This window comes from Exiguobacterium sp. A1_3_1, from assembly GCF_048985645.1.
Taxonomy (GTDB): Bacteria; Bacillota; Bacilli; order Exiguobacteriales; family Exiguobacteriaceae; genus Exiguobacterium_A; species Exiguobacterium_A indicum.
In genome coordinates this window covers 1-10,296 of sequence record NZ_WBYY01000118.1, presented here as the reverse complement: position 1 = coordinate 10,296, position 10,296 = coordinate 1, and the positions used below count along the sequence as shown (strand labels likewise).

The following is a 10,296-nucleotide window of genomic DNA, read 5'->3' as shown; positions in this document are numbered from 1 at the left end:
GACATATCGCCATGAAGACGGCTGCCAAACTGGTACCGACGACACTTGAGCTTGGCGGGAAGAGTCCCGTCATCGTCGATAAGAGTGCCAATCTGCAGGTAACAGCGAAACGGATCGTCTGGTCGAAATTCTTCAATGCCGGTCAAACGTGTGTCTGTCCGGATTATCTGCTCGTTGAAGAGACAGTCAAGGAGGCGTTGATCCAGTTGCTAAAAACAGAAATCAGACGTGCTTTCGGAGCGAATCCACAACTGAGTGAAAGTTATGGACGCATCATCAATGAGCGACGCGTACACGCTCTGCAACGTCTGATGCAACAAGGCACAATCGTTCACGGAGGACGAATCGATTTAGCGGATCGCTACGTGGAGCCAACGTTGCTTGACGCTGTATCGCTTGAGGACGACATCATGCATGAAGAAATCTGCGGTCCGTTACTTCCGATCGTATCGTTCAGCTCACCGGAACAAGCTATCTCGATCATTCGCCGCAACCGTTATCCACTCGCCTTATATCTCTATACGGAATCATCGGAGATGGAATCCTACTTCTTGGAGCACGTCGAGTTCGGAGGAGGATGTATCAACAATGGCATGGTGCATCTGATGAACGCTGAACTGCCGTTTGGTGGAGTCGGTGGTAGCGGGATGGGGGCGTATCACGGCAGACACACCTTTGAGACGTTCTCGCATGCGAAGAGCATCGTCAAAACGTCGACGAAACTTGATCCATCGTTACGCTACGCGCCATATACGTCGAAAAAAATGAACATCGCAAAACGTTATTTTGCACGCTAAGTCAAACTACAAAGGAGAATCCACAATGAAACAAAAGAAAACGATCGTCATCACAGGAGCATCTAGCGGAATCGGTCGGGCAACCGTCGAGCGGTTCAGTCAGGAAGGATGGCATGTTGCAGCAACGATGCGAAAGCCGGAGACGTCAAGTGACCTCGCCTCATTACCAGGCGTTCGCTTGTATGTACTGGATGTCACGGACGAGAGGAGCATTCGTCTAGCCTTTGAAGCCATCACGAACGATTTCGGTACGATCGACGTCCTGTTGAACAATGCAGGGTATGGTGCGGTCGGCATCTTCGAGGAGGCGACAGCGGAGCAAATCAAACGTCAATTCGATACGAACGTCTTCGGCGTCATGAACGTGACGCGTCAGGCATTGCCACTCTTTCGAAAACAACGAAAGGGGAAGATCGTGACCGTGACATCCGTCGGGGGACAAGTCACGTTTCCAATCTATAGCCTGTACCACAGCTCGAAATGGGCTGTTGAGGGATTCATGGAATCGCTGCATTATGAGCTTGCTCCGCTCGGGATCGCCGTCAAACTGATCGAACCAGGACCGATCAAGACCGACTTCTACGGACGGTCGCAAGATCTCGTGCAAACGAACATCGTGGATTATGCCGACTATATGAAAACGGCGCTCAAAAATTCGAATGCAGCAGGAGAAGAAGCCGAAGGACCGGAAGTCGTCGCGGGTGCGATTCACCGTGCCGTGATGGATGACTCGAAAAAGATGCGTTATCCCGTCGGCAAGAACGCAGCGAACTTAATTCGATTGAAACGATTCTTGCCGCACGCGGTCTTTTTCCGAATCGTTCGTCGTGTCATCGAAAAAGCATGATTAGTTGCGGCTGACGTAAAAAAGAATGAGGTAAGGGTGGCAGATCATCATTCTGCCATCCTTATTTTTATAGAGACTAACTTTTTAGTAAGCCTCGTTAACCGATTGCTCCGTTGACAAGCAATCGGTCGCTTCATATAGTTTAGTTAACTTAACTATAAAGGAAAGGGAGTCTGATTCATGGCTGTGCTGAGGAATCAACGCTTTGTCTTCATGTGGTTGTCCGGTATGACATTAACGCTCGGCTTTGCGATCTTCTTCTTGAGTGTGTCGTGGTTGACGATTGATGTCTTGCGAGAGCCTGCCTTGCTTGGTCTGATATTAACAGCCGTGTCGTTGCCCCGGGTCATCATGATGGTGTTTGGTGGCGTGTTCGCCGATCGATTCCAGAAGAGCCGTCTTCTCTTTTGGACGAATCTCGGACAGGCGTTCTTGATGCTCGGTGTCGTGCTTTTACATTACGCTGATGCGTACTCGGTCGGGACACTCTTGTTGATTTCTGTCGTGTTTGGCATTTTGGATGGCATGTCTTATCCTGCTTTATCGTCCTTGTTGCCGTCTCTCGTTCCTGCGTCGCAATTACAGCGGGCGAATTCCTTATTTCAAGGATCACTCGAATTGATGTTCGTCGTCGGTCCGTTTCTCGCGGGACTTCTGCTGACGCAAGGGGGATTTGGACTGAGCTTCGGGACAGCGATGATCTTAATCTTTATTGCAGCCGTACTGGTCCTACCGCGGCTGATTCGCGATCCTATTCCGGATACCGCCGTCCTCTTGATTCGTCAGGTCTTACGCGACTTACGCGAAGGGATTCGGTATGTCAAAGAGACGCCTGTCTTACGTGCTGGTACGTTGTCGATTGCCATCGTCAATCTATTCGTCATGGGACCGTTGATCATGAGCATCCCGATTCTCGTCGGCGCAGCGAAAGGGTCAGCGGCGGATCTCAGTCTCATCGAAGGTGGTCTTGCTGTCGGGACATTTGCTGCCAGTGTCGTCGTGTTGTTTCTAAGGTCGATTCATCGCGGTCGGTTTGTCTTTCGTGCGCTGTTTTTGACGTTAGGTGCTTTCTTGCTGTACACCCAGGTGGCATCGATTCCGTTACTTGCCTTCACGGCAGCGATGAGTGGATTTTTGTTGATGCTCGTTTATCTGCCGACCGTGACGATTTTACAGGAGCGGAGTGATCCGGATAAGATCGGACGCGTCATGAGCATCATGGCGCTTGCCGCTTCCGGTCTAGAACCGATTGCGTTCGCGGTCTTATCGCTGTTAGTCGCGATCGAAATTCCAATTCAGTTTCTGCTGATTGCGTTCGCAGTGATTGGTCTCATCTGTGGTCTGTTACTCTATCGCAGAAGTCGAGATTTTCGGAACATTTCATGACAGGAGGAAAACAATGGAAGGATCTAAAAAACAGGACATCTTGACGATGTATCGGCGTATCGATGAACTAGATCTTCAGCTGGCGAAGTTTTTCACAGCGTTGAATCCGTTTGCTTTGAGTCAACAACAAGAACAGCTACTGCTATTGTTCAAACGAAAAGACTCCTGGACGTCGACGGAAATCGCACGAACGATGGGGATCTCGAAGAGTGCGGTCAGTCAAGTACTCAAGATTTTAGAAGGACGTACATTCATCAAGCGTCGAAAGAATCCAGCAAACTTAAGGGAAAGTTTCATCCAACTCGATACGAATGGGGTAGCCTACTTGCGAAAGATGGGTGAGATTGAAGAGCAATTGGCGGAGGAGATGACGACGATTCTTGACGAAATGGAACTGGATATCATCAATCGTTCCCTTGTGCGCATGATTGATCGATTTCAGGAACTCCATCGATCGTAAGTAAACGGATTTTCATAATCAGAACGAATCAAACGGGAAAATCCTGGAATGATTTGTATGATACGCTAAGTAATAAGTGATTCAGAAACACCTTTTATATTGATTCACTGAAAGGAGAATGACAGTGAAATTCTTTATACTTAGCGTATTGCCACTACTTGTCGTACTCAGCACGCCACTCTTCTCGATGACGGAGCCAATCTCACAAACGCTCTACTTTTTGGTAGTGTTCTTACTGACATGTCTGTCGGCGATGATGCTCGTTGAGCGACAACGTTTTTTCAAGCGTCTGAATACAGTACGACCGCTATACGGTATCGTGATCGGAATTCTTGGGCTTGCTAGTTTTATTGGGATACTGATTTGGCTCTCGCCATTTTTGTTGCAGACTGGTCTTGGAGGTCGCATCCTGACGTTCATATTGATGTATCTTGGAATCTTGATTCTTGGTTTCATCACCGGTTGTTTCTTCGAAGGCATTACGCGCCAACCGAAGGATCAATTGATTCACCCGGTCTTTCTGTTCATCGGGACAGGGTATATGATCTTGACTGTCTTTGGCATTTTGCAACTTTATCACCAAGCAGGATGAAATAACCCCCTTGACGTCATCGTACGTCAAGGGGGTTATTGTTTCACTGCACTTTCAGTAAGAATCCGAATTGTCCGTCTCCTTGTTTCCAGCGCGAGTTTAGTTCGTACGCATAGAGACCAGGTTCTGTCGGGACGTTGAATTGGTCATCTTTCAATACAACAGGAGATTTCTTTTTCTGTTCGTCCCATTGTGTTAGCTTAACTTCTTCTGGATTGCCTGATAATTTGACGCGAACGGATGCGCCGGCAGAAACATTAACTGTTTTTTGTCCATTTGCCATATCGAGTCCATCGCGGTAAATTTTATCACCGCATCGACTGCGAAGTAAGCTATCCCAGCAGTAAGACCCTTGGACGGTCGGAACATCCTTTCCGTTTGCCTCGACTTCGGGATTTGGTGGCGCACCACGGAACGGTTCGAAAACGATGGTGCAGACGACAAGGATCAGTAGGACAACTAACGCAAAAGCACGTTTCATGAGACACCTCCAGTTGGTTTGCTTTATTTTACCAAAAATAGAGCGAACCGAGTGAAGAGGTTTTTTAAGGAAAGACTATTTATTTCTTACACTTTACGAGTGCACTTGTCATCTTTTTTCAGAGAACAGTTGTAGTCGCTTGTTCAACAACTCCGCGACATAAATCGTTCCATCCGAACCGACCGCGATGTCGTGCGCAATCCGGAGTTGTCCTGCTTCTTTGCCCCATGTACCGAATCGTTTCTCGATCTTTCCTTGTTTGTTCAAGATGACGATTTGGCTTTGCGCGTTCTTTTTTTGTCCATTAAGATAGTTTCCACCATCGGCGACGTAGACTTTACCGTTCGCGCCGACTTCGATCCCGTACGGTCGACCGAGTTCTTTTGACGACCACGTATCGATGTGTTTGCCGTTTCGATTAAAGATTTGGACCCGGGCGTTGTCCCGGTCCGCCACATAGAGATTCATCTCATCGTCGCTACTGATCCCATGCGGCAGATTGAACTGTCCGTCTTGTTTGCCGAGTTCATTGACTTCCCATTTGACTGTTCCTTTTGGATCGAACATGACGATGCGACTATTCCGGTAGCCGTCAGATACGGCGAACGAGCCGTCCTTGAAAACGGTGACGTCTGTCGGACGAGCGAACGTCTTTTCATCCAGCTGTAGCGGGATGCTTGGCAAGACGTTTCGGATGCGCAGACCGACTTCCGTGAACGGACCATATGCGTTTCCGAACGTTTGCAAGACTTTACCGGACGCATCGAGCTTGAAGACTTGGTTCAGACTGATGTCGGTAATCCAGATATTGTTTTGGTCATCGACTTCGAGACCGTGCGGTGACTTGAATAGACCGGTGCCTAACCGCTTCTTCACCTGCATCGTCTTTCCGTCGAGCACGATCAATGTCGGTTCTGTGATGTAGGTGTCATCGCCGTATGAATTACTACCTCGGTGTAAATAGTAGACGTCACCGTTCGGAGCAACAGCGACGCCGCTCGCTTCCCCGGCAATCGAACGATCGCGCGTTTCTAGTGGCCAAGCGACCTGACCGCGATACATCGTATCTTTTGGGATGGGTGAATAGTTGTCTTTCATGACGGGATCTGCGCCACCTCTCGACCAGGAAATACCCAGCACCGTGATGGTTGCTAATGTCCCTATAAAGATCAATCTTTTTTTCATACATTGTTCCTCCAGACGTAAATTCGTATCCATATTATATCTAGATATTAAACGAGGACGAATCATTCTATAGGAGGAGACTGCGGGTTACGGAAGCAGGATATTAAAATCAGGATAGATGGGTAAAGAAGAGAGATATCATATGAGGGAAAGAAAGTGAGGCAAAAACATGAAGGCAGTCACCGTAACGGGGCATGGTGGGCTTGAGCAGCTCGCCTATATCGATCAAGAGATACCACAACCGAAACAAGGCGAGGTACTGATTGAAATCAAAGCTTGTGCCTTGAACAATACAGAAATTTGGATGCGGGAAGGCGCCTATGGTGCGGAGAGTGAATCCGGCTGGAAAGCAGAAGGGGTGCAGTTTCCCCGGATTCCCGGTTCAGACATCAGCGGACGGATCGTCGCGGTCGGAGACGGTGTCGCCGAGACGGAAATCGGACGCGACGTCGTCTTGTTTCCGTTCACGGCGAGTGGAGAAATCGCTGACGAACAGAGTGCCGAGGATTTATCGTTCATCGGCTCTGAGTATGATGGCGGGTACGCGGAATATGTCTGCTGGCCGCTCGCACTCTGTTACGAGATGCCGCTTGCCTCCTATACGGACAGTGCGGTCTTCTCGGTCAGTGGATTGACGGCGTGGCACATGGTCGAGCAACTCGACTTACAACAAGGACAGACGGTTCTCGTAACAGGCGCCAGTGGCGGTGTCGGTTCACTCAACGTCCAGATTGCGAAACGTGTCTTCGGTGCCCGTGTCGTCGCACTCGTCGGTGACTTGAAGCTGACGGATCAATTGCACGAACTCGGGGCGGACCTGGTCGTTTCCTACCGTGAGCCGGACTGGGATCAGCAGATCATGAAAGAAGTCGGTCCGGTCGATGCGATTCTCGACGTCGTCGGCGATGCGGTGTTCAAACAAGGACTGGATCTGCTGAAGCGCGGCGGAACGTACTGTATTTCCGGATCGTCCGGGGGACAGGTGACGTCGCTCGATTTTCGAACACTTTACTTGAAACATATCCGCCTACAAGGGTCCGTCCTTGGCAATCGCCATGATTATGAGAAATTACTGGAGGCCGTTCGGACTCAGACGATTCAGCCCGTCATCGACCGGACGTTCCCGCTCGCTGAAGCGCGAGAAGCCCAAGCGTACTTCAAACAAGCTGGCAAGTTCGGCAAGGTCGTCTTGCTACCATAAGAGAAACCGAACAAAACGAGCTATCCTCTTCCTGTGATGGAAAGGGTAGCTCGTTGTCGTATCGTTAACGGTTAGGCAAGATGTAAAAAAAGGTGACGTTCGAGCTGACAGGTGTCTCTTCCGTATAATCAACCAATTCCTCCTGTGATTGATGAATCGTATACATATCGTTTGGGAACAGCTCCGTTATCCATTTTGGAACATCTGCAGAAAGCGGAAGTGACTGAGTCCGTTCGAGTGGGAAAGGAGTCCCGTCCGGGTTCGGCGTGTGGACATGTAATGCGTCTTGTGAAGCATCCTCGAGGACAATCGTTATGTAAAGCTGATGTTCAATCTGATTTTCCACTAGTTTTTGCCGCATGTTTTGCAAAGCGCTCGACGCGATCCGAAGATGTGCTTTACGAATACGCAGACTCGCGTTGCCATGTCCATAAAAGTCAGGGTGCTCGTGCCAGTCGTTAAACCAAACGTCTGGATCAATATAGGCAGGAGAAGAAAAACTTTTGAATTCAAGTTCGAGATTTTTAAAATAACGGCGTTTGCCGCGAAATTTTTTCATGAACGATGCACCTTTCAGTAAAGGGATTTTTTCATAAGGGAAATAAGGCGAAGACACTAAAAATGGGTAAATATAAACCAATGACTTAAATGGCGTGACTCGTTTCTGAGTGACGAACTGATTGCGCAAACGTTCCCGGTGTCGTAATCGCCACTGCCTTGTTGCCATCGTCTATAACAGCATTGCGAATCAGAACATGACCTACGCGCTCGGTGCAGATATCTGTTCCTGATCAACTGTAGTTTTATTTTGATCGCGACGTTGCTCGGTGTCAAATAGCTCCTACGGACGGATTAAAGTTTACAGATCCAGTCATCAAAACGAATCGATTGTTTCCTGATCTCTGACTTGAATCAACTTGATCCTGACCAACTAGAGAAATTGTTCAATGAACGTATGCCGTTATGACGGAACTGAGGAGGAAAAAGCATGCTGGCGTTCTTTATCTTGATCCGAAATTTTTTTCATGTCATTCGTATCTTATTCAAACAAGAAGAACAGAAGGCATTGATGATCATGGTCGGGGCCCTTTTTTTGATTGGAACGGTCTTCTATCACAATGTCGAACAGTTCAGTATTCTGGACGCCTTTTATTTCTCCGTCATGACGCTCGCAACGGTCGGATATGGGGATCTCGTCCCACAGACAGCGTTCGGTAAATTGTTTTCGATCGTGTACGTCATGCTTGGCGTCGGTGTTCTCAGTGCCGTCATCGTAAACGTCAATATGGCATTAAAACAATATCACCGGGAGAAGAAAAAGAAAGAAGAGCAGAAATGAAATCAGATTTGACGCTTTTCTTGCAATGATCCGCGGAGCAATCGTTGAGTTCTATATAGAGGAACTTCTAACGAAACATTTTGGAAATCCTCTCTCATTATGCGATAAATAAATTTATGACTTACTAAATTATTCGTTATTTGTCTTATGGATTGAATGAATCTATACTTTTTAGAAAGACCAAGCAAAAGGAGAAACCATATGATTGATTTTGAATGGTATCGCAGTTTCATTCATGTTTACCAACAGCGTTCCGTCTCGGCAGCGGCAAGAATTCGTTTTTTGACGCAACCGGCGGTCAGCCAGCATATCGCGGCACTAGAAGCAGAACTAGAGACATCCTTATTCATCCGTGCGCCGCGGCAAATGATTCCGACGGACGCGGGAACAGCTCTCTATACACAAGTCGTCGGATTGATTGATCGGCTCGAGGAGTTATCGCTTGAGATGAAGTACGAAGCGGGGGAACAATCTCGTCCGGTCTTGAAGTTCGGGGGACCGACGGAATTCGTCACACATGGGATCGTACCGAAGCTACCGCTCGACGTCGCACAGTTCACGGCAGTCTTTGATTTGACGGTTCCCTTGTTGCAACGCTTGCTTGCGAATGAGCTCGACTTCATCATCGCAACGAAGCGGATCGATGAGCCGGGCGTTCAGTACGTCCCGATTGCTGACGAACGCTTTCATTTGATCGCTCCAATCGGATACGATGCTCCGGAAGCGAATTTAAAGGAATGGATGGACCGTCAGCGCTGGATCAGTTACGGACTCGAGCTGCCGATCATTCGTCGGTACTATCAGACGCAGTTCGGAGAACGACCGGGCATTCGTCCGGAAATGATCTTACCGAACGTCGATGCGATACTAAAAGCGATTGAAGCAGGACACGGGATTAGCGTCCTGCCTGATTATCTCGTCGAGGCAGCGGTCAGTGCTAGACGGGTACAACGGATTGCACCGGAACGATTCGCAACGAATCAATTATACGTCGCCTATCGAACGGACTCGCGTCATGATCCGGTTTTGCAACAGGTGATTAAGGCGTTAGGTTGAATTGTATGAAAAAAGTCCAATCCACAAGCAAATGCTTGAGGATTGGACTTTTTTTTATGAAATATACATTACTTCGATACGTCATTTAAGAACGTCAATGCACGATCAGCGACGAGATGGGCACTGTCTGCTCGATAAGCTTGATAGTGCAGTGAGGCGATATGCTGATCGAAGGCGTCTTGATCACGCCATTGTTCATAAAAGTAGAAGACGTTCGGATTGTCGATTGCGCGATGTGCCTGATACGTCAGACACCCTGCTTCTACACGCGAAGGGGCGATCACACCTTCGATGATAGAAGCGAGCTGTTCGCCTTGATTCGGATGCGCTTCGATCCGGGCAATCAGTTGAATCATCGATAGAACCTCCTATGAAAAGAGATCCTTCATCCAAAGGATCCCTAGTTTCGATTAGTTAAGTGTATTGATGACGGCTTTCGCGACCGCAATCGTGGACTGTGGATTTTGACCCGTGACGAGGTTTCCGTCGACTTGGACGTTTTCCATGAAGTTGTCAGCCGTGATGATGTTCGCACCGAGTTCACGAAGACGTGTCTCGAGCAAGAATGGCATGTAGACGTCAAGACCTGTTGCGCGTTCTTCTTCATCCGTGAACGTTGCGATCGTCTTTCCAGCGACGAGTGGTGTTCCGTCTGAGAGTGTCGCACTGACGAGTCCAGCTGGTCCGTGGCAGACCGCAGCGACCGTCTTGTTCGCTTCAAACATTGTCCGAAGGGCGTTGTTCAAGGCATCACTTTGTGGCAAGTCGAACATCGTACCGTGTCCACCTGGCATGAAGATTGCATCAAATTTTGAGAAGTCCTTGATTGATTTCAAATCAAGTGTCTCTTTCAAGAGTGGAGCTGTCGCTTGGATCTCAGCTGGAACTTCGTCTTCAAGGCTCCGTGCGTCGATTGGTGATTCGCCGCCGTTCGGACTTGAGACCGTTACCG

At 48.6% G+C, this 10,296-nt stretch carries 13 protein-coding genes; 8 read left to right on the top strand and 5 right to left on the bottom strand.

Features of this window, described 5'->3' with window-relative positions:
- From F8N00_RS12490 to F8N00_RS12470, 5 genes are all read left to right on the top strand, one after another.
- Positions 1–797, top strand: a 797-nt coding sequence (locus F8N00_RS12490; protein ID WP_421018325.1) for an aldehyde dehydrogenase family protein, incomplete at its 5' end; no start/stop codon positions are given.
- 25 nt (positions 798–822) lie between these two features.
- Positions 823–1,644, top strand: coding sequence for an SDR family oxidoreductase (locus tag F8N00_RS12485; protein ID WP_421018324.1), 822 nt, complete (start codon positions 823–825; stop codon positions 1,642–1,644).
- 180 nt (positions 1,645–1,824) lie between these two features.
- On the top strand, positions 1,825–3,030 hold the full coding sequence (locus F8N00_RS12480; RefSeq protein ID WP_075642251.1) for an MFS transporter: 1,206 nt from the start codon (positions 1,825–1,827) through the stop codon (positions 3,028–3,030).
- A gap of 13 nt (positions 3,031–3,043) precedes the next feature.
- The gene (locus tag F8N00_RS12475; RefSeq protein WP_421018323.1) at positions 3,044–3,490 is read left to right on the top strand and encodes a MarR family winged helix-turn-helix transcriptional regulator; all 447 of its coding nucleotides are present in this window, start codon (positions 3,044–3,046) and stop codon (positions 3,488–3,490) included.
- Between the two features lie 124 nt (positions 3,491–3,614).
- Entirely contained in the window at positions 3,615–4,082 is a 468-nt protein-coding gene (locus F8N00_RS12470; protein ID WP_075642253.1) for a hypothetical protein, read from the top strand.
- A 43-nt stretch (positions 4,083–4,125) separates the two neighbouring features.
- On the opposite strand, the gene F8N00_RS12465 is transcribed toward F8N00_RS12470, so the two are convergent.
- Positions 4,126–4,563, bottom strand: coding sequence for a hypothetical protein (locus tag F8N00_RS12465; RefSeq protein ID WP_075642254.1), 438 nt, complete (start codon positions 4,561–4,563; stop codon positions 4,126–4,128).
- 108 nt (positions 4,564–4,671) lie between these two features.
- The gene (locus tag F8N00_RS12460) at positions 4,672–5,748 is read right to left on the bottom strand and encodes a peptidyl-alpha-hydroxyglycine alpha-amidating lyase family protein (protein ID WP_421018322.1); all 1,077 of its coding nucleotides are present in this window, start codon (positions 5,746–5,748) and stop codon (positions 4,672–4,674) included.
- A gap of 169 nt (positions 5,749–5,917) precedes the next feature.
- Between F8N00_RS12460 and F8N00_RS12455 the strand changes: the two genes are divergently transcribed.
- Positions 5,918–6,949, top strand: coding sequence for a zinc-binding dehydrogenase (locus tag F8N00_RS12455; RefSeq protein WP_421018321.1), 1,032 nt, complete (start codon positions 5,918–5,920; stop codon positions 6,947–6,949).
- Positions 6,950–7,013: 64 nt separating this feature from the next.
- Here the strand turns inward: F8N00_RS12455 and F8N00_RS12450 are convergent, their stop codons facing one another.
- A complete protein-coding gene (locus F8N00_RS12450) occupies positions 7,014–7,508 on the bottom strand; it encodes a hypothetical protein (RefSeq protein ID WP_075642256.1) in 495 nt (164 codons plus the stop codon).
- Between the two features lie 429 nt (positions 7,509–7,937).
- Between F8N00_RS12450 and F8N00_RS12445 the strand changes: the two genes are divergently transcribed.
- Positions 7,938–8,288, top strand: coding sequence for a potassium channel family protein (locus tag F8N00_RS12445; protein WP_023468138.1), 351 nt, complete (start codon positions 7,938–7,940; stop codon positions 8,286–8,288).
- A gap of 201 nt (positions 8,289–8,489) precedes the next feature.
- Entirely contained in the window at positions 8,490–9,344 is an 855-nt protein-coding gene (locus F8N00_RS12440) for a LysR family transcriptional regulator (protein ID WP_421018320.1), read from the top strand.
- Positions 9,345–9,412: 68 nt separating this feature from the next.
- Here the strand turns inward: F8N00_RS12440 and F8N00_RS12435 are convergent, their stop codons facing one another.
- Positions 9,413–9,700: a putative quinol monooxygenase gene (locus tag F8N00_RS12435; RefSeq protein WP_421018319.1), complete on the bottom strand. Its 288-nt coding sequence runs from the start codon at positions 9,698–9,700 to the stop codon at positions 9,413–9,415.
- Positions 9,701–9,754: 54 nt separating this feature from the next.
- On the bottom strand, positions 9,755–10,296 hold a 542-nt coding region (locus tag F8N00_RS12430), incomplete at its 5' end, for a type 1 glutamine amidotransferase domain-containing protein (protein WP_421018318.1).

Bases quoted from the DNA above. Each gene is read 5' to 3' on its own strand.
- F8N00_RS12485 (WP_421018324.1), top strand. From the start codon at position 823: ATGAAACAAAAGAAAACGATCGTCATCACAGGAGCATCTAGCGGAATC.
- F8N00_RS12480 (WP_075642251.1), top strand. From the start codon at position 1,825: ATGGCTGTGCTGAGGAATCAACGCTTTGTCTTCATGTGGTTGTCCGGT.
- F8N00_RS12475 (WP_421018323.1), top strand. From the start codon at position 3,044: ATGGAAGGATCTAAAAAACAGGACATCTTGACGATGTATCGGCGTATC.
- F8N00_RS12465 (WP_075642254.1), bottom strand. From the start codon at position 4,563: ATGAAACGTGCTTTTGCGTTAGTTGTCCTACTGATCCTTGTCGTCTGC.
- F8N00_RS12460 (WP_421018322.1), bottom strand. From the start codon at position 5,748: ATGAAAAAAAGATTGATCTTTATAGGGACATTAGCAACCATCACGGTG.
- F8N00_RS12455 (WP_421018321.1), top strand. From the start codon at position 5,918: ATGAAGGCAGTCACCGTAACGGGGCATGGTGGGCTTGAGCAGCTCGCC.
- F8N00_RS12450 (WP_075642256.1), bottom strand. From the start codon at position 7,508: ATGAAAAAATTTCGCGGCAAACGCCGTTATTTTAAAAATCTCGAACTT.
- F8N00_RS12445 (WP_023468138.1), top strand. From the start codon at position 7,938: ATGCTGGCGTTCTTTATCTTGATCCGAAATTTTTTTCATGTCATTCGT.
- F8N00_RS12440 (WP_421018320.1), top strand. From the start codon at position 8,490: ATGATTGATTTTGAATGGTATCGCAGTTTCATTCATGTTTACCAACAG.
- F8N00_RS12435 (WP_421018319.1), bottom strand. From the start codon at position 9,700: ATGATTCAACTGATTGCCCGGATCGAAGCGCATCCGAATCAAGGCGAA.